The sequence below is a fragment of the Synechococcus sp. CBW1004 genome (assembly GCF_015840715.1).
Classification (GTDB): domain Bacteria; phylum Cyanobacteriota; class Cyanobacteriia; order PCC-6307; family Cyanobiaceae; genus Cyanobium.
The window spans coordinates 3,274,728-3,297,297 of sequence record NZ_CP060397.1 but is presented as its reverse complement, the minus strand read 5'-3'; the positions used below and the strand labels follow the sequence as shown (position 1 = coordinate 3,297,297).

Here is a 22,570-nt window from a genome sequence, read left to right as displayed (position 1 = left end):
TGATGCAATCCTGAAACTTAGCAAGCGACCCCTGCGCCACCTTCCTCTCGGCATCGAGCCGTTGCAGCCTGCAGCGTCACGCCAGGCCTCTTGCGGGCGGAGTCGATCCAGGAACGACACCGGCTCCCTCGGAACTGGGGGGATGGCGGCCTGTCACACCACCACCATCAGGTCCCCCCATGCTTGCGGCGGGCTGCCGTTATGGGACTCTCCCGTCCTGAGCGGGCGCAGACAGAGGGTCCCAGCCTGGCCGCCCGCAGCGCGCAGGCGCTGGCTGACGGGATTCGGCCCGTCACCTGCCGCCGGCTGGCCGACGCCATTTGCCACCGGCCCCCGCTCCTGGCGGAGATGCCGGTCCCGGCCCCATGACGTGGCAGGCGGGCAGCCCTTGGGATCGGCCTGGGAGATCTCGGCAGCGTCCGGCCTCACGTGCCCAGGCGGTGCATCTGACTCCGGCTGCCTGGCTTCGTCATCCATGTCAGGCCATTCCCGCCGGCAGAGTTCCGGAACGCCCTGATGCAGTGTCGGAAGGCAGGCCCCCGGGCAGGTCGAGAGCTGACCCTCAGCCCACGGCCAGGAGTTTGTCCTGCCCCTTGTGCGGGGCGGAGCGGCGCTCGTTGAGGCCCTCCAGTGTGGCAACGAAATCGCTGACGCTCTGGAACTGGCGATAGACGGAGGCGAAACGCACGTAGGCCACCTCGCTCATGTCACGCAGACGCTGCAGCACCAGTTCTCCGATCTCGTTGCTGCTTACCTCGCGGCTGCTGCGCTGCTGCAGCAGCAGCTCGATGTCGTCGACGACCATCTCGAGCTGGGCGGGTTCAAGACCCGTCTTCTCACAGGCACGCAGCAGACCATGCAGCAGCTTGGAGCGATTGAAGGTTTCGCGACCGCCAAGCCGTTTGATCACAGTGATCGGAACGGTTTCCACCCGTTCATAGGTGGTGAAACGGAAATCGCAGTTGAGGCACTCACGGCGTCGGCGCACACTGCGACCTCCGTCGGCGGCCCGTGATTCGAGCACCCGGCTGTCGGTGTGCTGGCAGGAGGGGCATTGCATGCCCGGAGTCGCTCCGTTTCCGTGTGTTGCAAGTGTAGACAGTCCACGGCACAAGGGAAAGGGGCAGAGGCATCTGAATCGCACGCTTGAAGTGATCTGGGGTTCACTTCCTCTTCAGCCGCTGATGTTGCCCTGCACAGATCTGGCGTCGAACTGCAACGACCGAGGCACGACAGCCAGGCTGGGATCGGCTGGAGCGCAACGGATTCGCCACATCGCTCGCTCATTTCTCCGCTCTTGGCTGCCGCTCTGGAGAGGGGTTTCAGGCTCTTCGGCCTGTTGGATCGGCGATCACGCTCGGCACCGCGGGCCTTCGCGACCGCTCAGGTCTGCCACACCCGACGTGCCTGGTCAGTTCTGAAGCGGAAGAACTCTGCTCGTGGCGTGAGGTGGACCAGCCCGTCAGCCCCGGTCCGCGCATCTGCGGCTGTCGCTCCCGCGAAGGATCCGGAACATCCCGGATGGGGCAGGCGGCGCTGGTTCTGCCGGTGCCCACCCGGGCAGACCTCTGCAGCCGGATGGCCCGCCAAGAAAAAACCCCCGCTATCGCGGGGGCCTGGACCGGGATGAACCGGGATTCACTTGCCGATCTTCGGGGGATCGCGGAAGGCGATGGCGAAGAAGAGAGTGGACAGAGCCAGGGCAAGGATGAGGATGTAGGCGAAGCTCTCCATGGCGGATCGTCAGGTGAGGAGTGACGGCTGAGATCAGCCGAGGGTGGAGCCGGCCGGAGGAACGTATCCCTCGGGCAGGCGGCGGGTCGACTTGTCGCCGAGCTTCTGGAACAGACCGAACTCCACCTGTTCGCCGAGATCGGGGTCGATACCGGCGAACACATCGCGGTAGAGGGTGCGGGCGCCGTGCCAGATGTGCCCGAAGAAGAAGAGCAGCGCGAAGCAGGCATGGCCGAAGGTGAACCAGCCGCGGGGCGAGCTGCGGAAGGTGCCGTCGGAGTGGTAGGTCTCGCGATCGAACTCGAAGGCCTCTCCGAGCTGGGCCTTGCGGGCCAGGCGCTTCACATCGGCCGGATCGGTGAACGACTGACCGGCGAGGGCACCGCCATAGACAGTGGCCGTGACGCCCTGCTGCTCGAACGAATACTTGGCTTCGGCGCGACGGAAGGGAATGTCAGCGCGGACGACGCCACTCTGATCCTCGAGGACGACAGGGAAGTTCTCGAAGAAGTTGGGCAGGCGGCGCACCTCGAGCTCGTTGCCCTGCTTGTCGGTGAAGCTGATGTGACCGAGCCAGGTGGTGGGCAGGCCATCACCGTTGACCATCGGGCCGACGCGGAAGAGACCACCCTTGGCTGGGCTGTTGCCGACGTAGTCATAGAAGGCAAGCTTCTCGGGGATCGACGCCCAGGCCTGCTCCTTGCTGGCACCGTTGTCGATCGCCGTTTGAACACGGCGGTTGATCTCGGTCTTGAAGTAGCCCTGATCCCACTGATAGCGGGTGGGGCCGAACAGCTCGATCGGGGTGGCGGCGGCGCCATACCACATGGTGCCGGCCACGATGAAGGCAGCAAAGAAGACGGCAGCTATGGCACTGGCCAGCACCGTTTCGATGTTGCCCATGCGGAGAGCCTTGTAGAGGCGCTCCGGCGGACGGGTGGTGATGTGGAAGATGCCGGCGATGATGCCGACGATGCCGGCGGCGATGTGGTGGGCCACGATGCCGCCCGGGTTGAAGGGGTTGAAGCCCTCAGGTCCCCAGGCGGGCTGCACCGCTTCGATGTGGCCTCCCAGGCCATAGGCGTCACTCACCCACATGCCCGGGCCGAAGACGCCGGTGAGGTGGAACGCCCCGAAACCGAAGCAGCCGAGGCCTGCCAGCAGCAGGTGAATGCCGAAGATCTTGGGCAGGTCGAGCGCCGGTTCACCGGTGCGGGGGTCCTGCCAGATCTCGAGATCCCAGTAGGTCCAGTGCCAGATGGCGGCCAGGAACAGCAATCCGCTGAAGATGATGTGGGCGGCGGCCACACCTTCGAAGCTCCAGAAACCGGGGTCGACGCCGGTTTCGCCGGTGATGCTCCAGCCACCCCAGCTGCCGGTCACGCCCAGACGGGCCATGAACGGCATCACGAACATCCCCTGCCGCCACATGGGGTTGAGGACCGGGTCGGAGGGATCGAAGATGGCGAGCTCGTAGAGCGCCATGGAGCCGGCCCAGCCGGCGACCAGGGCGGTGTGCATGAGGTGCACGGCGAGCAGTCGGCCCGGGTCGTTGATGACGACCGTGTGCACCCTGTACCAGGGCAATCCCATGGGGGGTCAGATCTGGGTTGGGTTGGCGATCGGCCAGGCCGATCCGTTCGGCGATGGTAGAGGGTGCGGATGGCCGCACGGGGAGCAGGTAACGGACCGCAACCGCCGCCGCACCCGACAGTCTCAGAATGAAGGCTGCCGCCGGTGATCCGCCATGCCTGTGATCCGTTTCATGCGCGAAGGCCGCGAGGTGGAGTGCTACCCAGGCGAGAACCTGCGCGAGGTGGCCCTGCGCGAGGGCATCGAGCTCTACGGCCTGAAGGGAAAGCTCGGCAACTGCGGCGGCTGTGGTCAATGCATCACCTGCTTCGTCGACGTGGAGGGAGCTGCTGATCTGGCCCTGTCTCCGCGCACGGCGGTGGAGGAGCGCAAGCTGCGGGGCCGCCCCCAGACCTGGCGTCTCGCCTGCCAGGCCCTGGTGCAGCAGTCGCTGGTGGTGCTGACCCGGCCCCAGGTGGGGCTCGCCGATCGGGAGCGGCTCCTGGCCGCCGCCCTCGCCGAACCGCTGCCGCCCGGCCCCACCGCCTGGCCGACGCCTCCCAGGACCGAGGACGAGGAGGACGAGGGGGACGCCGAGGACATGGAAGGCGCCGCGGCAGCTGAAGACGCCGACGAGGTGTCCTGATCCGCCGTCCAGCATGTGCCGCTGAGGGTGTTGACGCGCCGCCGGGGCGCGCCGTTTCTCTGACGGCCGGGCCCAGCGCTCACCCCGTTGGGCGAGTGCCGTCGCTGGAGGCCCACAACCGGCCGATGCACTGCGCCTGGCTGCCTGCCTCAGCCCGGGAGGGTTGGCCGGCGCTGGCGCTCGAACTCGGTGCCTCCATCGACGCGTCGAGGCCGGCCAGCCGGTGGCGCCGGCAGCGGGCGCCTCTCCGCCAGCGGGCCGCAGCCTCTGCAGGCTCAACCGCAACGAGCGATGAAGCGGCCGCCGGAGGGCCCGAGGGGCGGTGATACGTTCGGCGGGATCTTCCCGTCAGCCATGGAAACCAACGATCTCGGATTCGTTGCCAGCCTCCTGTTCGTCCTGGTTCCGGCTGTCTTTCTGATCATCCTCTACATCCAGACCAACAGCCGCCAGGGCGGCTGAACACCGCTCGCCTTCCTGCCGAGGGCGCGGAACTCTGGCTGATCCACGCTGTGGCACGCCGAGGCATGCCGGATTCGCGGCAGCGTCGCTCTCACCGAGTCCAGCATCGGGGCCTGGCTCCTCCCGGAGCCGGATCGGCTGCGCCGATGGGCGATCGCCGTGCGCGAAGCCCCTGCGCCCAGGGCTGCCCCGCCAACGCGTTGCGACCCAGTCCATCCACCACGATCGAGGCGGAGAGGATGCCTCCAGGGGCAAAACGGACTGACCGGGGAACCCACGAAGCGGGTCAGAGCCGCACGGAGCTTCGGGGACCCTGGACTGTGAATCCAGGTCTTTCAAAGGAGCGGCACAACAGCGGCCGATCCTCGGGGAGACGGCCGCGGAGACTGTGTTGGCCTCCCGTCAGCGGCGACCCTCCGGCTCGCGCACCAGCAGCACCGGCGCCTGGGCATGCACGCGGATGTAGTCGCTCACCGAGCTGCCCAGCAACCGGTCGAGATCGACCAGCCCCTTGGCCACCAGCGGGCGACGGTCCTGGGAGGCGATCACCACCAGGTCGGCCTTGGTCTCCTCCACCACCGTGCAGACGGCGCGCCCGACATCGCCGGTGCGATGCAGCGGCTGCATCGTCACCCCGAAGCTGCGGGCCCGCTGCACCGCCTTGTCGAGCACCTCGTCGGCGGGACTGCGGCCGCCGCGCGAAGGGGCGATGTCCTGACGGCTGACATGCACGCCGGTGAGACTGCCTCCCGGGATGTCCTTCACCAGTTCGCAGGCCAGGCGGATGGCGTCATCACCGACGCCCGTGCCATCCACCGTGACCAGCACCCGGTTGATCGCCCGGACGTAGAGATCGTCCCGCACCAGCAGCATCGGGCGGGTGGAGAGCTGGAAGACGTACTGGCTGGCGCTGTTGGAGAGGATCGACTGCAGCCGACCCAGGCCGCGGGAGCCCATCACGATCAGGTCGGCGTCGATCTCGTCGGCCACCTTGAGCACGGTCTGCTTGGTGTCGCCCTGGCGCACCAGCGTGGTGGCCTCGGCGCCGCTCAGGCCGATGCGGGAGAGGGCCTCGTCCACCACCCCCTGGGAACGGGCACGGTGCTCCTCCAGATCGGTGCCGGCCTGCTCGGGGATCACGTGCAGCAGGGTCACCTTCGCCTGCCGGCAGGGGGGGATGTCCCGCAGGATGCGGACCATGTCCTCCACCTGACCCTTGCCGGAATCGGCGACGAGAAGATTGCGGAACACTGGTGCTCGGGTGTCTGCGTCGCAGCCTATGGCCGATCTCCATGCTTCTTCGCCGTTCCGCGGTACTCCGTGATGCAATCGATTCCCGCCCTGTCTGAGCCTGGCCCCCGCCCCTGGAGCCTGCGGCGGCGGGTGCTGCCCCAGCACACGGACCATGCCGGCGTGATGTGGCATGGGGCCTACCTGGCCTGGCTGGAAGAGGCCCGCGTCGAAGCGCTGGCCGCAGCAGGGCTGGCCTACAGCGATCTGTCGGCCCGGGGGCTGGAGCTGCCAGTGGTGTCCCTGGCGATCGACTACCGCCAGGCCCTGCTGCACGGCGATGCGGTGGAGCTGCAGAGCGAGGTGCTGCCCCGGCAGGGTGTGAAGCTCCCCTGGCGCAGCCGCTTCATCGGGCCGGCCGGCGTGGTTGCGGCCGAAGCGCGGGTGGAGCTGGTGCTCGTGGATCTCTCCGCCGGAGCGGATCAGCGCCGCCTGCTGCGCCGCCTGCCTGACGACCTGGCGACGGCGGTGGAGGCGCTGGTCCGCGGCCCGGGCCGGGACGGCGCCTAGTACATTTGTTCTGTTGCCGTCGGTGGTGTGGTGGCTCGGCCGTCGCTGCGTTCCCTGGAATCTCCCGCTTCAGCGGTGCAGCCTGCTTCTGGCGCTGCAGCCCCACTGCCGCTGGAGCCTGCGCCGGACATCAGCCCTCCGAAGCCACCACGGCTCGTCGTCGTGCGCCCGCCGGCACCCACGCAGCAACAGCGCCTGTGGCGCATGCTCTGGAGTGACTGCCCGGGGGTGGGGGTGGTGCGCCTGCAACAGCTGGAACGCCTCCCCGGCGGTCTCGCCGGGGCCTGGGCCGCCTCCCCCGAAGCCCTGGCCCATCTCACCGGCTGGCCGACCTCGCTCCTGGCGGCCATCGCCGCCTACCGCGAGCGCTGGGGCGACGATCCCCTGCCTCGGCTGGGGCGGCTGCGCCGCGGCGGCAGGGGCCTGCTGCTGCCGGGCGACAGGCGATGGCCGGCGGCTCTGCAGACCCTGGCGCGGCCACCGCTGTGGCTGCACTGGCAGGGGCGGGGCAGCCTCTGGCCGCTGCTGGCCCGCCGCCAGGCCGTGGCGGTGGTCGGCACCCGCCATCCCTCCGAGCACGGCCTGCTGATGGCCCATCGCCTCGGCGCCCACCTCGCCGCCCAGGGCTGGCCGGTGGTGAGCGGTCTGGCCGAGGGCATCGATGCAGCGGCCCATCAGGGCTGTCTCTCCCGCAGCGGCTCGCCGGTGGCCGTGCTCGGAACGCCGCTGCAGCGGGTCTACCCCCGCCATCACGGGCCGCTGCAGGCCGAGGTGGGGCGCCGCGGCCTGCTGGTGAGCGAATGGCCCGCGGGCGCGCCCGTGCGGCCCGGACATTTCGCCAGTCGCAACCGGCTGTTGGTGGCCCTGGCGGCCGCCGTGGTGGTGGTGGAGTGCCCGCCGGAGAGCGGAGCGCTGCACTCCGCCGAACTGGCCTGGCAGCTGGGACTGCCGCTCTGGGCCGTACCGGGTGATGCCGCCCGCCGGACCGCCCTGGGCAGCAACCGTCTGCTGGCCCGCGGGGCGACGCCCCTGCTGGAGCCAGGCGATCTCACCGATCAGCTGGGCCCCGGACCTCTGACGGATCGCGGCTGGCGGCGCGCCACGCCGGCGCCGGCAGCGCTCGAGCCCGGTGGCCCCGCCGCCCGGGTTCTGGCCGCCCTGGGCGAGGGGGCCGGCCTGGAGGATCTGGGTCAGGCGCTCGCCCTGGAGGCGCCGGTACTCTCGTCGGCGCTGCTCCAGCTGGAGCTGGCCGGGCTGGTGCGGCCGGAGCCCGGTCTGCGCTGGCGGCCCTGCTGAGTGAGAGAGCGGCTGGGGTTCTCTAGGGGGTCTGTCAGCGCTTCTAGGCTGCCGCCATGGCCATCGCATCGCCGAGCGGGAAGCCCGCCGCCGCCCGCCACTCCCTCGACCTCAGCGCCACCGAGCTGCTCGCCTGGCGCCGTTCGATGCTGGCGCTCGCAGGCGGCGGTGCCGATGCCGCCTCGCGGCTCGACTGGCTGCTCGATCTGACCGGGGGCCTCAGCTGGCCGGCACTCCAGGCGTTGTGGCTGCATCCGCAGCGCCGCATCCAGCTGCGCTGTTCGCTGCAGGAGCTGGAGGATCTCTGGCAGCGGCACCACCGCAATGCAGAGCCGTTGCAGTACCTGGTGGGACGGTGCCCCTGGCGGGATCTGGAGCTGTCCGTGGCTCCGGGGGTGCTGATCCCGCGCCAGGAGACCGAACTGCTGCTGGAGCTGGCCCTGGCCGAGGCAGCGGCTCAACCTTCAGGCAGCCCGCTCTGCTGGGCCGACCTGGGCACGGGCTCGGGCTGTCTGGCCGTGGCCCTGGCCCGGGCGCTCCCCCACGGCTGCGGCCTGGCAGTGGATGCCTCCCAAGAGGCGCTGCGCCAGGCCGCCTCCAACCTGCGGGCTCTGCTGCCGCCCCGCACACGCATCGCCGGGCCGTACGCCACGGAGCCGGAGGCGACGGTGGGTGCGGAGCCACAGACGGCCGTCGATGGCAAGCCGGAGCCAGGGGCAGAGCCGTCGAGCCGGATGCTGCCCGGCGTGCAGCTGCTGCAGGGCTCCTGGTGGCAGGCGATCGAGCCGTGGTGGGGGCGGCTGCAGCTGGTGGTCAGCAATCCGCCCTACATCCCCTCGGCCGTGCTGGCAGCTCTCGAGCCGGTGGTGCGCGATCACGAACCGGCCTTGGCCCTTGATGGTGGCGCCGATGGCCTGGCAGCGATCCGCCGCATCGCAGCGGGTGCTGCGGTGGCCCTGGCCCCCGGCGGCGTGCTGCTTCTGGAGCATCACCACGATCAGAGCGAGGCGGTGCTCGCCCTGCTGGCCGAGGCCGGCCTGGAGGAGTGCCACGCCCACCGCGATCTTGAGGGAGTGCTGCGCTTCGCCAGCGCCCGCCGACCTGCTGAGCCCGATGGCCCGATGGCGCTCAGCCCTGCGGGGATTCATTCATGAGTCCCTCTGCCGGCAAGGCCTCCCTGGAGGAGCGACTGCTGGAGGCGCCGGCCATGGCGGCGCATCTGCTCGGTGGCGGCGCCGCTCTGCTGCCCACCGACACCCTGCCTGCCCTGGCCGTGGCCCCAGATCAGGCGAGCCAGATCTGGACGCGGAAGCAGCGGCCCCCCGACAAGCCGCTGATCCTGATGGGCGCCGATCTGGGGCAGCTCCAGGCCCTGCTGGCGATTCACTGGCCGGAAGCCTGGCTGCAGGTGGCGAGCTGCCACTGGCCTGGACCGGTGACGCTGGTGCTGCCGATCACAGGGCCGATCACCGAGCGCCTGAATCCCGGGGGGAACACCCTTGGCCTGCGCGTGCCGGCCTGTGCGCCGATGCAGGAGCTGCTGCGACTCAGCGGCCCCCTGGCCACCAGCAGCGCCAACCGCTCCGGTCAGCCGTCAGCGCTCGCTGCGGCCGAGGCCGCGACCCAGTTCCCCGAGCTGCCGCTGCTGGCGCCGCTCCCCTGGCCACAGGCCTCGGGTCAGGCCAGTTCCGTGTGGCGCTGGCAGGGGGAGGCCCATCCCTCCGAGCCCTGGCAGGTGCTGCGACCCGGGGCCGTGCAGCCAGCTCAGGCCGCCGACACTGCGCCTGCGGGAGGGCACCGATGATCGGCGTGTGTCTGGTGGTGTTGCTCACCCTGGCCGTGCACCAATGGTTGGTGGAGCCGTTCGCGGCGCTGCTCCATCCGCTGCTGCACGGCTCCTGGGCCCCCTGGGCTCTGCTGCTGCTGGGCGTCTGGCTGTTCGCCGGATCCCGACGCAGCCCGTGAGGGCATCAAGGCGGGCAGCGACCGAGCCGGGACAGACCGCCAGGCCACTGGATCCTCTCCCGCATCGTCCCCTGGCCTGGATCCGGCAGATCGTCGCCTGCGGGCTGCTGCTGCTGCTCAGCGCGCGCATCCCCGCCCATCTGGCGGCCTTCGCCGCGGCACTCTCCCACCCGGCCCGGGCCCCGTTCGATGGCCCGCTCTTCGCCCTGGCGATGGTGGGCCTCGATGGCTTCGGGGTGCTGTGTGCGGGGTATCTCTCCCACGCCCGCCTGCGGGGCGTGCCGCTGTTGCGCTGCTATCCGCCCCGGCGCCTGATACCCCTGTCGCTGCACTTTCTCGGGCTGCTCTGGGGGCTGCTGACCCTCGGGATGGGAAGCGCTTCAGGGGGTTGAACGCCGCTCCTCGGGGCTGATGAGCACCTTGTCGATCCGGTGCCCATCCATATCCACCACCTCGAAGCGGAACCCATCCCAGCTGAAGTGCTGGCCGGTGCCGGGCACACGTCCGAAGCGATGCAGCAGGAAGCCCGCCAGGGTGTGGAAACCACCGGCTTCCTCGCCGGGAAGCTGATCACGCTGGAGCAACTCCTTGAGCGCCTCGAGCGGCAGCACGCCATCGATCAGCCAGGAGCCGTCCTCACGGCGCTGGATCGCCGGCTCCTGCGCCTGTTCAGCGCTGGGCAGGTCACCGATGATCGCCTCCATCAGGTCGGTGAGGGTCACCAGACCCTCGATGCCTCCGTATTCATCGGTGACGAGGGCGATCTCGACACCGTTCTCGCGGAACTGGCCGATCACCGACAGGGTTCCAGCCGTCTCCGTGACGTAGAGCGGTTTCTGGAGCAGGGCGCTCACCTCGACCGTGCCCTGCTCCAGGCGGGCGGCCAGGAGCGCATGGCTGCGCACGATGCCGACGCAGTCATCGAGGCGGCCGCGGCCCACCGGCAGGCGCGAATGGCTGGTCGCGAGCACCTCGGCCAGCTGGCTGTCGAACGACTCCTCCAGATCCAGCCACCGGATCTCGGTGCGCGGCGTCATGATCGCGCGCACGGGCCTGTCGGCCAGATGGAACACCCGCTGCACCAGCTCATGTTCCGCCTCCTCGAGCACGCCTGATTCCGCCCCCTGGCGGATCAGGGCGCGGATCTCCTCTTCGGTGAGGACGGGCTCGCTCGCGATCGCGATGCCCAACAGGCTCAGCAGGGCATCGGTCGAGCGTCCAAGCAGGTGCACCAGGGGAGCCCCCGCGCGCGACAGCCAGCGCATCGGCTGGGCGACGGCGCAGGCGATCGCTTCGGGATTGCTGAGAGCGATCCGCTTGGGGACCAGCTCACCGATCACCAGCGAGAAATAGGTGATCACGCTGAGGAAGCTCTGATCAAGACCGGGAATTGAGCGCAAGCGTGTCTCATTCTCGCCAATGAGACACAAGTGGGGTATTTTGTCCTTGGCTACTCGCCAGGTGCTCCAATCCAGGGCCTGACTGGCTTATTTCTCGTGAGTTCCCCGATCATTTTTGGCTGCTCACCCTCAAGATGGCACACTTATTCTGTCATTTACGCTGTAGAAGGACAACGTTCGCGCACCATCCAGAGATTGGCGAGGGCAAACAGCATCGTCAGCTTGAGGTTGTTCTTGCGGATGCCTCGGTAGAAGACCTTCCGAAATCCAAACTGGCACTTGATGATCCGAAATGGATGCTCCACCTTTGCCCTGACATGTGCTTTCGCCGCCTCCATCAGATCCAGCAGTCTTCCCTCTGGGGTGTCCGGTAGAACTCGGCGCTGTCCGGGCTTCATGGCGATGCGCATCTCTGCTTCGCAGTCCTTGAACGCCTCACGCTTTTCGATGCCGATGTGGCCAGAGTCGCCGTAGATCACGCGTTCCTCGCCATGGACGCGATCGGGTGCCGTGTTCAGCTCATGGACGTTGGCAGCCGTGCTCACCACGGAATGGACCAGACCCGAGGCTGCATCCACACCGATGTGGCACCGCATCCCAAAGAACCACTGGTTGCCTTTGGCCACCGAGTGCATTTCAGGATCCCGCTCGCCCGTCTTGTTCTTGGTTGAACTGGGAGCGTTGATGATTGTGGCATCGAGGATCGTACCCTCCTTAAGCATCACGCCCTTCTCCCGCAGGCTCTGGTTCACCGTCTCCAGGATCTGCTCTGCTATCCGATTCTCTTCCAGGAGGTGGCGGAAGTTCAGGATCGTCGTCTCGTCAGGGATCCGGTCCTCAACCATGTCGATCCCAGCAAAGCGGCGGAAGCAGGGGGTATCGATCAGCATCTCCTCCATCAAGGGATCGGAAAGCGTGAACCACTGCTGCAGCAGGTGGATGCGCAGCATCACCTCCAGCGGAAACGGTGGGCGCCCGCCCTTGGCAGAAGGCCTGTGGTACACAGGCGAAATCAAGGCCAGGAAAGGATCCCAGGGCACTGTGGCTTCCATCTCATCGAGGAAGCGCTGCCGGCGCGTTTTCTTCTTGGCGTAGGTCTGCTCGTAGTCCGTGAAACCCAACTGGAGGGGGGCCGCCATCCGCTGCCAGTCTCATTATTGGAACTGTACTGATTCTATCGGGTTTTTCAGGGGTTCCCTGACCACCAGGGCCAGGCTGAGGGGCTCACTCCAGGGGCGCAGGGGCGGGATCGCATCGATCACCGGCCGCAGACGGCCCGAGAGGGTGGCGCCTCCGAGCGCGCCGCTGAGGATCCCGATCAGGGTGATGCCGATCTGGACAGTGGAGAGCAGGTCGTTGGGGGAGGTGGCCAGCCGCAGGGCCACCGATGCGCGGCGATTGCCCTGATTCGCCAGCTGCTCCAGCCGCACGCGCCGCGCCGAGACGATGGCGATCTCCGAGCCTGAGAAGACGCCGTTGGCGACGATCAGCACCAGGATCAGCAGGATCTCCAGACCGGCGGAAGCAAGCAGCGGGGACACGAGCAGGCTGCAGGCAAGGTCGGCCAGGGCCGGACCCTAGCAGGGTTGTCAGAACACCCCGACGCAGGCTGCGGTTGGCCTCGAGGGAGGGTGGATGCCGTTCGCAGAGCGCAGGGTGCCTGCTGCTGAAGCGCCCCTGGAGTCCTCTCAGGGAACGAGGCGCAGCCCCGGCCCCGCAGCACCGGCACCGACACCGGGGCGCAGCCCTGCACCGGACGCCGGCCCGCCGGCACCACCGGGATTGGCGGGGTAGGCGACGGGATCCACTCCCGGAGCACGGGTGACACCGGCGCCAGGAGCGCCGATGCCGACTCCCGGGCGAAGGCCCGCGCCGGAAGCGGGACCGCCGGCACCACCGGGGTTGGCGGGGTAGGCGACGGGATCCACTCCCGGAGCACGGGTGACACCGGCGCCAGGAGCGCCGATGCCGACTCCCGGGCGAAGGCCCGCGCCGGAAGCGGGACCGCCGGCGCCGCCAGGGTTGGCCGCCGCCTGGTGAACCGAGCCCAGCAGCGCCCCGGCCAGGGCAAGGCTGATGCTGAGGCTCGGGCACGCTCGCGTCATGGCCGGGGGAGTGTGGCCTTCCGGTCTAGCCCCCGGAGTGACGCCACACCTGCCTCCCTGCAGGTCAGTAGGGGGTTGGCCCGGGCAGGGACTCAGCCGCCCGGCACGATGCGCTGGAACATGTAGCCCATGCCGCGGGCGGTGATGATCAGTTCCGGATTCTCAGGGTCTTCCTCGAGCTTGGCCCGCAGCCTGGACACATGCACATCGACCACGCGGGTGTCGGCATGGCGCTCCGGGGTGTAGCCCCAGATCTTGGTGAGGATGTCGGAGCGGCTCAGGGGCTCGCCGGAACGGCTCAGCAGCAGTTCCAGCAGGCCGAACTCCATGCCGGTGAGGCGGATGCGCTCCTCGCCGCGGAACACCTGCCGCTTGGCGGTGTTGATACGCAGGCCGCCCACCTCGATGCCCTGGGAGGCGATCGGCCGGGCCACGCCACCGGAACCGCCCTGGGACTGGACCCGCCGCAACACGCAGCGGATGCGGGCCTCCAGCTCCTTGGGGCTGAAGGGCTTCATCAGATAGTCGTCAGCGCCCAGTTCGAGGCCGAGGATGCGGTCCTTCACCTCCGAGAGGGCGGTGAGCATCACGATCGGCACGTCGGAGGTCTTGCGCAGCTCCTGCACGACGCCGTAGCCATCGCGCCGCGGCATCATCACGTCAAGCACCACGAGATCGGGCTCGACCGAGGCGAACATCTCCAGGGCCTCCTCTCCATCGCAGGCAGTGGCCACCGTGTAGCCCACCATCGTCAGGCGGGTTTCGAGGATGCGGCGGATGCTCGCCTCATCGTCGACCACCAGAATCGTCGCCTTGGGGGCCTGGGGATCGCGGCCGGCAGAGCCAGGGGCACCGCCAGCAGTGGATCCCCCGGAACCCGCAGGGGTGTGGGAGCCGGATGAGGAAGCGGAAAGACTCATACGGGCGTCGATCGTGCCGGGTGAGCGGGCCTGTTCAACGACGATCCTGTCAGATCATGAAGGGTCGGAGGCACGGCTCGCGCCGTCGGAGGGCGTCCTCCGGCTTCAGCCGTCCCAGTCGGATGGCGGCTCGGGTTTGTCGCTGTCCTGAAGCGAGGGATAGGTGGCGCGGGTGAAGGCGCAGATCTCGGCGCGGACCCGGCTGCGGAACGCCGCGGCAGCCTGGGCGTCGAGCACCGGGTAATCGCTGGCGGCGGCATGCGCGTCGCCTCGCAGAGGCTTCCAGCGACTGCCATCAGCGGGCAGGTCAGCCATGGCGGCACTGAAATCGTGCTGCAGCACCCGCCCGATCTGAGCCGCCTCGCCGGCCCAGCGCTCCCGCTCGGGGAAGAAAGCCTTGCTCTTGAGCGTGTCGGGCAGGCCCAGCACCGGCTGGTAGTAGCGCAGGGCGCGCAGCTCCTCCTCCAGCAGGATCGGCCAGGCGCCACACTCACCCTCCAGCAGAGAGGTCTCCGTGGCGCCGGCTCGGAGCGCCTCGAGATGGTGACTGAGCCAGCGGTAATGCGACTTCTCGCGGATCGTCTTGCGCTGGGGTCCGCGACCGCTGGTGCGCCTGGGGAGGAGGGCCTCCGCCTTGCGCAGGAGCTGCCGCTCCTCCGGCTCGAGGTTGATCGCGCCCCAGCGCTGGCGGTACTCCCAGAGCTCCTCGTAGGTGCGCACCTCTTCGGCCGACCAGCCCAGGGCCCGCAGTTCCTCGGCCCTGCTGCCTTCTTCCTTCACCATGTCTTACCGGTGGAATCCCGCCTTCGCTCAGAGGCGCACAGTAGGGCCCCACCACCTGGCCACCCGGCCGGCGGACCGTCAGCGGCACAGCCTGCACCCAGGCCTCCCATCGCCGGCTGGGCCGTGCCGATGCAGGTAGCCACGGGTGGGGAGACCGACGATCAAGCATCGAGGCGGAGGGAGCGCAGGTGCTCCACCAGTCGCAGGCGGTGCTTCTCAAGCTGTTCAATGCTGAACAGTATCCACATCAGTTCGCGCTCCACGGTCGCGTCCTGATTGGCGAGCTGGAACGCCTGCATCTCCTGGGGGTGGATCTGACCAGCCTCCAGCCGTTGCAGCAGCTGGTCATGCAGCGGATCCATGGTCACATCACAATCCGGGTCCCAGGCTATGGAGCTGCGGCTTCGGCGACACCGGGCAGCAGAGCGGTCAGATCCCGGGTGCCCCGGCAGCCGGGGCCTCGCCGCACAATGGAGCCAGACGCTCGGATTGATGCCGTGCAGGGCCACGTCCCATCCCTGCCGGAGCCCTCCCGCCAGCGCCTGCTGCTCGCCGGAGGCGGCCACAGCCATGCTCTGCTGCTGCGGATGTGGGCCATGCGGCCGCGGCTGCGGCCCGCCGGCACCGAGATCACCCTGGTGAGCCGCTGCGGCTCCAGCCTCTATTCAGGCATGGTGCCGGGCCTGGTGGCGGGGATCTACCAGCGCCGCCAGTGCAGCATCGATCTGCGCCAGCTGTGCCGGCAGGCAGGAGTGGCCTTCGTTCAGGCCGAGATCGAAGGCCTCGATGGCGCCGCCCGGAGGTTGCGGCTGCGGGGGCGACCGCCACTGGCGTACGAGCTGCTGAGCCTGGATGTGGGGGCCGTCACCGATGCGGGCGGGGCTGCTCCAGGAGCCACGCCGATGCCCGTCAAACCGCTGGAGCCCTTCCTGGCCTGGTGCGAGCGGCTCGAACCCGGCCGGCGATTGCGCCTGCGCGGTGGTGGTGCCGCCGCCGTGGAGCTGGCCCTGGCCCTGCGGCGCCGCGGCACGGACTGTGTCGTGCTCCTGCGCGGCGACAGCCTGCATCTGGGCTCGGAGGCCGCCAACCACTCCGGCGAGCGGCTGCTGCGACGCGCCGGAGTCACGATCGCGCGGCAGGCGCCGCCGCAGGCCCCTGCCGATCTGCTCTGCACCGGCAGCCGGGCGCCGGCCTGGCTGGCGGCCGCCGGTCTGCCGGTGGATCCCGTCAGCGGCCGCGTGCTGAGCGAGGCCGATCTGACAGTGTGCGGCCATGACGCCCTCTTCGTCAGCGGCGACTGCGGCCTGATCCACACCGATCCTCGGCCGCCTTCCGGGGTGTGGGCGGTGCGGGCCGCGCCGGTGCTTGCCGAGAACCTGTGCCGTCGGCTCCGCGATCCCGGCGCTCCGCTGCAGCGCTGGCGGCCGCAGCGATGGGCGCTGCAGCTTCTGGCCGATGGCTCGACGGCGGCTGGAACCCAGCCTGGGGAGAGCCCGACGCCCTTCGCCGCTCTGGCCCTGTGGGGGCCCTTCGCCTTTGGGCCCAGCACGGCCCTCGGCCGCTGGAAGGACCACATCGATCGGCGCTTCATGCGCAGGCTGGGCACAGCGGATGGCGAACCCGAGCCGCCGCCGGCCCAGACCACCGCTGCGATGGCCTGCCGCGGCTGCGCCGCCAAGCTGGCCGCCGCACCGCTGGCCGCCGCCCTGGCCCGGCTCGATCCCGAGGATCCGGCGCCGTCAGCCGAGGATGCGGTGCCGCTGGGCCGCAGCGAGACCGGTGCGCTGCTGCTGCAGAGCGTCGATGGCTTCCCCGCCCTGGTGGAGGACCCCTGGCTCAACGCCCGCCTCACCACCCTGCACGCCTGCAGCGATCTCTGGGCCTGCGGCGCCCGGGTGGACAGCGTGCAGGCATTGGTGACCGTGCCCCAGGCCGCGCCGGATCTGCAGGAGGAGCAGTTGGTGCAGAGCCTGGCCGGTGTGCGCTCGGTGCTCGAGCCGCTCGGAGCGCGGCTGATCGGAGGCCACACCCTCGAAGCTCGCGACGGCGCCGGGCCTGCGCTGGCGCTGACGGTGCAGGGGCCGGTGGTGGTGGGCGATCCCTGGCCCAAGGGCCCCCTGCAGCCGGGCGATGCGCTGCTGCTCAGCCGGCCCCTCGGCAGCGGCGTGCTGCTGGCGGCGGCGATGGCGGGCGCAGCCGATCCGGCCGATCTCGATGCCCTGCTGGCGGGACTGCAGGGGTCTCAGGCCCCTCTGGTGGCGCTGCTGGCCGCCCACGGCTGCCACGCCTGCACCGACATCACCGGCTTCGGCCTGCTGGGCCATCTCGGCGAGATGGTGGCCCTCAGCCCGGGTCTGAGCGTCCATCTCGATCCGGAGGCGATCCCCGCCTGGCCCGGTGCGCTGGCGCTGCTGCAGCGGGGCTTCGCCAGCACCCTCGCCCCGGCCAATGCCCGCGCCCTGGCCTTGCTGGAAGGGCCGATCCACCTGGTGGGGGCGGAGGGAGAGACCCTGGCGGAACCGGAGCAGGGATCGCCGGCGGCGGCACGGCGTGATCTGCTGCTCGATCCCCAGACCTGCGGGCCCCTGCTGGCCGCCCTCCCCGGACAGCGGGCGGCGGCCGCACTGGCGGCGCTGCAGCAGGCCGGCTTCGCCCAGGCCGCCGTGATCGGCACGGTGCGCTGAAACTCCGGCATCGAGGCGACCGCCCCCTGCTCAGGCGCCTGCGATCAGCCCCCGCTCCAGCAGCAGCGCCGCCGCCGCCTCGGGATCCAGCGCGCCCAGGTCGACGGGATCCACCGGGTGGGAGGTGAGCTCGTGGTCGTAGCAGCGGTCGTAGTAATTGAGCATCTGGGCGCAGGCGGTGTGCCAGTCGCGCTGCTCGATCGCCGCCAGGGCCGCGGCGGTGCGCTGCGGGCCCAGCCTTCGGGCGATGCGGCGGGTGGCATCGGCCAGGGCACCCGGATCCTGCACGCCGTAGATCGCCACCAGATGATCGAGCCGTTGCTGCAGCGGCCGACGCACCTCCAGCACCGGCGCCTGCTGCATCTGCCGCCACAGGCCGGCCGGGATGCGGCAGCGGCCCACCTGGGAGCTCTCGGCCTCCAGCCAGATCTCGCGTGCGCCGCGCAGCTGCCGCAGGGCCATCGCCAGCCGGTTCTCGTAATGCTCCGTGCTGGGCTGGGGCGGCAGCCCCAGGGCACCGAAGCTGCTGCCGCGGTGGTGGGCCAGCCCTTCCAGATCGATCACGGCGACGCCGCGCCGCTGCAGAGCCAGCAGCAGCTCGGTCTTGCCGCTGCCGGTGCGCCCCCCCAGCAGCCGCACCGGCCAGGGCTGCTCGAACAACTCCAGGGCCCAGCGGCGGAAGCGTTTATAGCCGCCCTCGAGGAGCAGCACCGGCAGCTCGAGCGTGCCCGCCAGCCAGGCGACGCTGCCCGAACGCATGCCGCCCCGCCAGCAGTGCAGCCGCAGCGTCTCACCACCGGCCGCATCGGCATGCCGCTGCAGCTCCGCCGCCAGCGCCTCCAGCCGCGGACCGACGACGGCCAGACCACGCCGCACCGCCGGGCCGCGGCCGCGCTGCTTGTAGAGGGTGCCGATCTCGGCCCGTTCGGCATCGCTGAACAGGGGCAGGGAAATGGCGCCGGGGATGTGGGCCTGGGCGTATTCCCCAGGGCTGCGCACATCGAGGATCGGGCCGCTGGCATCCAGGAAGGGCTCGACAGCGAGGCTCTGGGGATTCATGCCGGCCCTCCCGGCCCCATCCGCCGTGGATCGGTGGCGCGCGCTTCTCCGAGCGGAACGGTTTCCCGCCGAAGGCCGTCCAGGGCAGGCGGCATCTGGCGCGAGGTGGGGAGTCCCGGCAGGGAAGGGCTGAATGGGACGGCAGGCCTCCAACGGGGATCGTTCCGGCTTCGCTCCGGCGCACCTGGGGCCACGTCCGCGAAGGCGGTGTCCCTCCGGCGGGATGCCGGTGACTCGGAAACGGATCTCACGGCACCCGGCAACGCTCGGACAGTCTCCGCTGCGGCCGGAAGCGGCAGTTCCAGCCGCACCTCGACACCCCCCAACTCCGCGGAGCGGCTGAAGCGCAGACCACCGCCGTGGCTCTCGGCGGTGGTCTGCACCACGAACAACCCCAGGCCGGTGCCATCAGGATTGGTGGTGGCCCCCGGCAGCGGCAGCGACTCCAGCGGCAGCAGCAGGCCCAGCGACCCGGCCTGGGCGGAGGCGGACATCGGCGCGGGACCGGGGGAGGAGACGAATCAACTCACTCTGACGGGCCTGGAGAAGGATCGGGGCCCGACGCCTCCGGTGGTGGGGCAGCATGAATGGCCCTGATTCCGATCGCCACACCGATGGACAGCCGCTCCTCCCGCGCGTCGACGCCTGCCGAGCGTGCCGGCTCGGGCGGGAGCGGCCCGCAGCCGATCGGCCGCCGCTCGCTGCTGAGCGGCCTCGGACGGATGGCCCTGCGCACCACCGTGCTCACCGGCCTGAGTGCGGCGCTGGCCGTGGCTGGTGGGGTGCTGCCCCAGGCCCCCGGTCCGCTGGGCACCGCCCTGGCCGCCCCGCCGCAGGGCGAACGGGTGCTGCGGCTGGGCGCCATCCCCGATCAGAAGCCCGAGAAGCTCAACCGCCTCTATCCGCTGGTGGCCTCCGAGCTGAGCCGCCAGCTGGGCGTCCAGGTGAAGTACGTGCCGGTGGTCGATTACGCGGCGGCGGTGAGCGCCTTCCGCACCGGCGACCTCGATCTGGTCTGGTTCGGCGGCCTCACCGGCGTGCAGGCGCGGCTGCAGAAGCCCGGCTCTCGGGTCATCGCCCAGCGCGACATCGACGCCCAGTTCCACAGCATCTTCATCGGCAGCACCAGGAGCGGCCTCAAACCCTTCTTCCAGCAGTCGGGGCTGCGCACGCTGAAGGGCAAGCGCTTCACCTTCGGCTCGGAGAGTTCCACCTCCGGCCGCCTGATGCCCCAGCTGTTCCTGCAGCAGGCGGGCGTCAAGCTCACCGATTTCGCCGGCGCGCCGGGTTTCAGTGGCAGCCATGACGCCACCATCGCCCTGGTGTCGAGCGGCGCCTACGACGCCGGCGTGGTGAACGAGCAGGTGTGGCGCGCCAGCCTGCTGGACGGCAAGGCAAAGCGCAACCGGGTGATCGCCCTCTGGCGCAGCCCCGGCTACCCCGACTACCACTGGCTGGCGCAGGGCAATCTCGATGCCCGTTTCGGCAAGGGTTTCACCGCCCGCCTGCAGAAGGCGATCCTGAGCTGGCGCCCCAGCGATCCGCAGCAGAAGACGATCCTGGCCCTGTTCGGCGCCCAGCAGTTCACCACCGCCAAGGCCTCGGACTACGCCCCGATCGAGAAGGTGGGGCGGCAGATCGGCAAGATCCGCTGAGCGCCATGACCCTGCCGCCCGACACCTCCGCTGCAGGCCCGAGCGGGAGTTCATCCATCGTGGACGGACGATCCGCGGCAGGGCCCAGGGGCCTGGAGTCTCGGCCTGGGGCACCGAACGGCGCGGCACCACTGCTGGAGCTCACGGACATCCAGGTGCCCGGCCGCGGCGTCCCCCGTCTGGATGCCGTGTCGCTGACGGTGTCGGCAGGGGAGCGGGTGGCGCTGCTGGGAGCCAGCGGCGCCGGCAAGAGCTCCCTGATCGCGGTGGCCAACGGCCTGCTGACGCCCGAGGCCGGCAGCGTGCGGTGGCAGGGCGAGGCCCCGTCCCGCTCGCGGCGGCGGCGACGTCTGCAGCAGGCCCGCATCGGCACCCTCTGGCAGGACCTGCGCCTGATCGAGGAGCTGACGGTGCAGCAGAACCTCAACGCCGGCCGGCTGGCCCACTGGGGCTGGCCGCGGGCGGTGCTCAACCTGCTGCTGCCCCTGGAGAGCGACGCCTGCGCCGCGGCGTTGCTGGGGGTGGGGCTGGATCCGGCGCTGCTGGATCAGCCGGTATCGGCCCTCTCCGGCGGCCAGCGCCAGCGGGTGGCGATCGCCCGGCTGCTGCGCCAGGAGGCCCAGCTGCTGCTGGCCGATGAACCGCTGGCCAGCCTCGATCCACGCCTGGCCGCCGAGGTGCTGGAGCTGCTGCTGCGCCAGGGTGAGGCCCCGCGGGCCCTGCTGCTCAGCCTGCACCGCCCCGATCTGCTGGCCGGCTTCGACCGGGCGATCGGCCTGCGCGACGGCCGGGTGCTGTTCGACGGGTCGGTGGCGGCGCTGAATGCGGCGACGCTGAAGGAGCTGTATGGCAACGCTGGCGCGGAGGCGATGGCGACCAGCGCTGGCGAGGCGGGGTGAGCATGCGCGTCGCCCTGCGGCCCGCCGCGCCGCTGCTGCCCCTGCTGCCGGCCCTGGTGCTGCTGCCGATCCTGCTGCTGCTGCCGGGCAGGGTGCATGGTGGCGGCTGGGAGCTGATCGGCACGTTCCTGCTGGCGGCCATCCAGCCATCGCTGGATCCCCTGGTGCTCGGCTCGCTGGCCCGCGGCTTGGCGGTGACGCTGGGGATGGCCCTGCTCGGCTGGGCGCTGAGCCTGGTGGCGGGCCTGCTGCTGGGGCTGGCAAGCTCACGCACCCTGTGGCGCACGGTCTGCGGGGTCGCCTGGCCGGCGCAGTGGATCCGGCGGCTCCTGGCACTTCCGCGCGCGATCCACGAGCTGCTGTGGGGCCTGCTGCTGCTGCAGCTGCTCGGTCTGCAGCCCGTGGTGGCGGTGCTGGCGATCGCCATCCCGTTCGGCGCTCTGGTAGCCCGGGTGGTGGGCGACTGGGCCGATGCGCTGCCCACCGGATCGCTGGAGGCCCTGCGGGCCGGCGGTGCCCCGGCCGCCCCGGCGCTGCTCACCGCCCTGGGACCGCCGCTGCTGCCCGGGGTGATCAGCTATGGCGGCTACCGGCTCGAATGCGCCCTGCGCAGCGCCACGCTGCTCGGGGTCTTCGGCCTGGGGGGCCTGGGCACTGAGCTCAAGCTCACCCTGCAGTCGCTGGAATTCGGCGAACTGTGGAGCGGCCTGTGGCTGCTGCTGGCGGTGATGCTGAGCCTGGAGGCCCTGCTGGGCTGGTTGCGAAGGCGCTGGCTGATGCCGCGCCGGCTGCAGCTCCGCACCGCCAGCCGCGGCCGCGGCCAGGGGGTGGGGCAGCGCGGACGGGAGATGCTGGCACTGCTGCTGGCCCTGCTGCCGCTGAGCCTGGCGGTGGGCTGGGCCCTGGGCGTCGACCCGGCGGGCCTGCTGCGCTGGCAGCCCCTGCCGCCGCTGCCCCCCGGCGGCTGGCAGGCGGTGCGGTCGCTGCCCTGGCCGGCGCTGGTGGCCTCGACACTGCTGCTCACCGCCGTGGCGGCCCTGCTGGCCGTGGGGCTGGCGCCGCTGCAGCTGCTGCTGGCGGCCCCATGGCCGGCGGCCCGGGCAGCGGTGCGGCTGAGCTGGGCCCTGGCGCGGCTGTGGCCACCACCGCTGACGGTGCTGCTGCTGCTGTTCGTGCTCAAGCCGGGGGTGCTGCCGGCCGCCCTGGCTCTGGGCCTCCACAACGGCGGCATCCTCGGCCGCCTGCTGCGCGAGAGCCTGCAGGACACCCCTGCCGCCACCAGCGAGGCCCTGACGAGTGCCGGCAGCGGGCCGCGCCTGGCACTGCTCTATGGAGGACTGGCGCCGGTAGCGCGGCCCTATCTGGCCTACGGGGCCTACCGGGCGGATGTGATGCTGCGCGAAACGGTGGTGGTGGGCCTGGCCGGAGCGACCGGGCTCGGCAGCCAGCTGCTGGAGAGCCTCAGTTCCTTCGCCTGGGATCAGCTGGCGGCGCTGCTGCTGGTGTATGCCGCCCTGACCCTCGCTGGCGAGGAGATCAGCGACCGTCTGCGGCGCCGCTGGCTGGGGGGCGCCTGAGCGGGCAGCGGCA

The 22,570-nt window shown here is 70.4% G+C and carries 25 protein-coding genes; 12 read left to right on the top strand and 13 right to left on the bottom strand.

Going from position 1 to position 22,570, the window contains the following annotated elements; genetic code table 11:
* Nucleotides 1–562: 562 nt before the first annotated feature.
* The 3 genes from nrdR to psbB all read right to left on the bottom strand — a co-directional run bounded on the left by nrdR (nt 563) and on the right by psbB (nt 3,327).
* The gene (gene nrdR / locus H8F25_RS15630) at nt 563–1,060 is read right to left on the bottom strand and encodes a transcriptional regulator NrdR (RefSeq protein WP_197211194.1); all 498 of its coding nucleotides are present in this window, start codon (nt 1,058–1,060) and stop codon (nt 563–565) included.
* Between the two features lie 578 nt (nt 1,061–1,638).
* Nucleotides 1,639–1,734 carry a photosystem II reaction center protein T gene (locus H8F25_RS15625; protein ID WP_197211193.1) on the bottom strand — a complete coding sequence of 32 codons (96 nt, stop codon included), beginning with the start codon at nt 1,732–1,734 and terminating at the stop codon, nt 1,639–1,641.
* A gap of 33 nt (nt 1,735–1,767) precedes the next feature.
* Nucleotides 1,768–3,327 carry a photosystem II chlorophyll-binding protein CP47 gene (gene psbB, locus H8F25_RS15620; RefSeq protein WP_197211192.1) on the bottom strand — a complete coding sequence of 520 codons (1,560 nt, stop codon included), beginning with the start codon at nt 3,325–3,327 and terminating at the stop codon, nt 1,768–1,770.
* A 154-nt stretch (nt 3,328–3,481) separates the two neighbouring features.
* Between psbB and H8F25_RS15615 the strand changes: the two genes are divergently transcribed.
* Nucleotides 3,482–3,952: a 2Fe-2S iron-sulfur cluster-binding protein gene (locus H8F25_RS15615; RefSeq protein ID WP_197211191.1), complete on the top strand. Its 471-nt coding sequence runs from the start codon at nt 3,482–3,484 to the stop codon at nt 3,950–3,952.
* A gap of 354 nt (nt 3,953–4,306) precedes the next feature.
* A complete protein-coding gene (psbM, locus tag H8F25_RS15610) occupies nt 4,307–4,414 on the top strand; it encodes a photosystem II reaction center protein PsbM (RefSeq protein WP_015109223.1) in 108 nt (35 codons plus the stop codon).
* 402 nt (nt 4,415–4,816) lie between these two features.
* Here the strand turns inward: psbM and H8F25_RS15605 are convergent, their stop codons facing one another.
* Entirely contained in the window at nt 4,817–5,665 is an 849-nt protein-coding gene (locus tag H8F25_RS15605) for a universal stress protein (protein ID WP_197211190.1), read from the bottom strand.
* Between the two features lie 72 nt (nt 5,666–5,737).
* On the opposite strand from H8F25_RS15605, the gene H8F25_RS15600 reads away from it, so the two are divergent.
* The 6 genes from H8F25_RS15600 (at nt 5,738) to H8F25_RS15575 (ending at nt 9,867) form a co-directional block, all read left to right on the top strand.
* Nucleotides 5,738–6,214 carry an acyl-CoA thioesterase gene (locus H8F25_RS15600; protein WP_197211189.1) on the top strand — a complete coding sequence of 159 codons (477 nt, stop codon included), beginning with the start codon at nt 5,738–5,740 and terminating at the stop codon, nt 6,212–6,214.
* Between the two features lie 75 nt (nt 6,215–6,289).
* A complete protein-coding gene (locus tag H8F25_RS15595; RefSeq protein WP_231596900.1) occupies nt 6,290–7,510 on the top strand; it encodes a DNA-processing protein DprA in 1,221 nt (406 codons plus the stop codon).
* Between the two features lie 56 nt (nt 7,511–7,566).
* Nucleotides 7,567–8,664, top strand: a complete 1,098-nt coding sequence (locus tag H8F25_RS17850) for a HemK/PrmC family methyltransferase (RefSeq protein WP_231596899.1) — start codon at nt 7,567–7,569, stop codon at nt 8,662–8,664.
* Complete coding sequence (locus H8F25_RS15585) at nt 8,661–9,314, top strand: L-threonylcarbamoyladenylate synthase (RefSeq protein ID WP_197211188.1); 654 nt, start codon at nt 8,661–8,663, stop codon at nt 9,312–9,314. Before H8F25_RS17850 ends, H8F25_RS15585 begins: the two co-directional genes overlap by 4 nt.
* On the top strand, nt 9,311–9,475 hold the full coding sequence (locus H8F25_RS15580) for a hypothetical protein (RefSeq protein ID WP_197211187.1): 165 nt from the start codon (nt 9,311–9,313) through the stop codon (nt 9,473–9,475). Before H8F25_RS15585 ends, H8F25_RS15580 begins: the two co-directional genes overlap by 4 nt.
* Nucleotides 9,472–9,867, top strand: coding sequence for a hypothetical protein (locus tag H8F25_RS15575; protein WP_197211186.1), 396 nt, complete (start codon nt 9,472–9,474; stop codon nt 9,865–9,867). Before H8F25_RS15580 ends, H8F25_RS15575 begins: the two co-directional genes overlap by 4 nt.
* Here the strand turns inward: H8F25_RS15575 and H8F25_RS15570 are convergent.
* From H8F25_RS15570 to H8F25_RS15540, 7 genes are all read right to left on the bottom strand, one after another.
* Complete coding sequence (locus H8F25_RS15570; protein WP_231596898.1) at nt 9,856–10,875, bottom strand: hemolysin family protein; 1,020 nt, start codon at nt 10,873–10,875, stop codon at nt 9,856–9,858. The genes H8F25_RS15575 and H8F25_RS15570 overlap by 12 nt on opposite strands.
* A 155-nt stretch (nt 10,876–11,030) precedes the next feature.
* Complete coding sequence (locus tag H8F25_RS15565) at nt 11,031–12,014, bottom strand: IS5 family transposase (RefSeq protein ID WP_197210200.1); 984 nt, start codon at nt 12,012–12,014, stop codon at nt 11,031–11,033.
* A gap of 15 nt (nt 12,015–12,029) precedes the next feature.
* Entirely contained in the window at nt 12,030–12,416 is a 387-nt protein-coding gene (locus H8F25_RS15560; protein ID WP_231596897.1) for a CNNM domain-containing protein, read from the bottom strand.
* A 147-nt stretch (nt 12,417–12,563) separates the two neighbouring features.
* Entirely contained in the window at nt 12,564–12,980 is a 417-nt protein-coding gene (locus tag H8F25_RS15555) for a hypothetical protein (RefSeq protein WP_197211185.1), read from the bottom strand.
* Nucleotides 12,981–13,072: 92 nt separating this feature from the next.
* Nucleotides 13,073–13,900 (bottom strand): response regulator transcription factor RpaB, encoded by an 828-nt coding sequence (gene rpaB, locus H8F25_RS15550; RefSeq protein WP_197211184.1) that lies wholly within the window; start codon nt 13,898–13,900, stop codon nt 13,073–13,075.
* 105 nt (nt 13,901–14,005) lie between these two features.
* Nucleotides 14,006–14,683, bottom strand: a complete 678-nt coding sequence (locus H8F25_RS15545; RefSeq protein ID WP_197211183.1) for a hypothetical protein — start codon at nt 14,681–14,683, stop codon at nt 14,006–14,008.
* Nucleotides 14,684–14,844: 161 nt separating this feature from the next.
* Nucleotides 14,845–15,045, bottom strand: coding sequence for a hypothetical protein (locus H8F25_RS15540; RefSeq protein WP_197211182.1), 201 nt, complete (start codon nt 15,043–15,045; stop codon nt 14,845–14,847).
* A 108-nt stretch (nt 15,046–15,153) separates the two neighbouring features.
* Here H8F25_RS15540 and selD point away from each other — a divergent pair, with 108 nt between their 5' ends.
* Entirely contained in the window at nt 15,154–17,367 is a 2,214-nt protein-coding gene (selD, locus tag H8F25_RS15535; protein ID WP_197211181.1) for a selenide, water dikinase SelD, read from the top strand.
* Between the two features lie 30 nt (nt 17,368–17,397).
* Here the strand turns inward: selD and mnmH are convergent, their stop codons facing one another.
* A complete protein-coding gene (gene mnmH, locus H8F25_RS15530) occupies nt 17,398–18,426 on the bottom strand; it encodes a tRNA 2-selenouridine(34) synthase MnmH (RefSeq protein WP_197211180.1) in 1,029 nt (342 codons plus the stop codon).
* A complete protein-coding gene (locus tag H8F25_RS15525; protein ID WP_197211179.1) occupies nt 18,423–18,920 on the bottom strand; it encodes a hypothetical protein in 498 nt (165 codons plus the stop codon). The genes mnmH and H8F25_RS15525 overlap by 4 nt, the downstream gene beginning before the upstream one ends.
* A 228-nt stretch (nt 18,921–19,148) precedes the next feature.
* Between H8F25_RS15525 and H8F25_RS15520 the strand changes: the two genes are divergently transcribed.
* The 3 genes from H8F25_RS15520 to H8F25_RS15510 all read left to right on the top strand — a co-directional run bounded on the left by H8F25_RS15520 (nt 19,149) and on the right by H8F25_RS15510 (nt 22,557).
* Complete coding sequence (locus H8F25_RS15520) at nt 19,149–20,081, top strand: putative selenate ABC transporter substrate-binding protein (RefSeq protein WP_197213964.1); 933 nt, start codon at nt 19,149–19,151, stop codon at nt 20,079–20,081.
* A gap of 131 nt (nt 20,082–20,212) precedes the next feature.
* Nucleotides 20,213–20,980: a phosphonate ABC transporter ATP-binding protein gene (locus tag H8F25_RS15515; protein ID WP_231597392.1), complete on the top strand. Its 768-nt coding sequence runs from the start codon at nt 20,213–20,215 to the stop codon at nt 20,978–20,980.
* Between the two features lie 2 nt (nt 20,981–20,982).
* On the top strand, nt 20,983–22,557 hold the full coding sequence (locus H8F25_RS15510; protein WP_197211177.1) for an ABC transporter permease: 1,575 nt from the start codon (nt 20,983–20,985) through the stop codon (nt 22,555–22,557).
* The last annotated feature ends 13 nt before the right edge of the window (nt 22,558–22,570 follow it).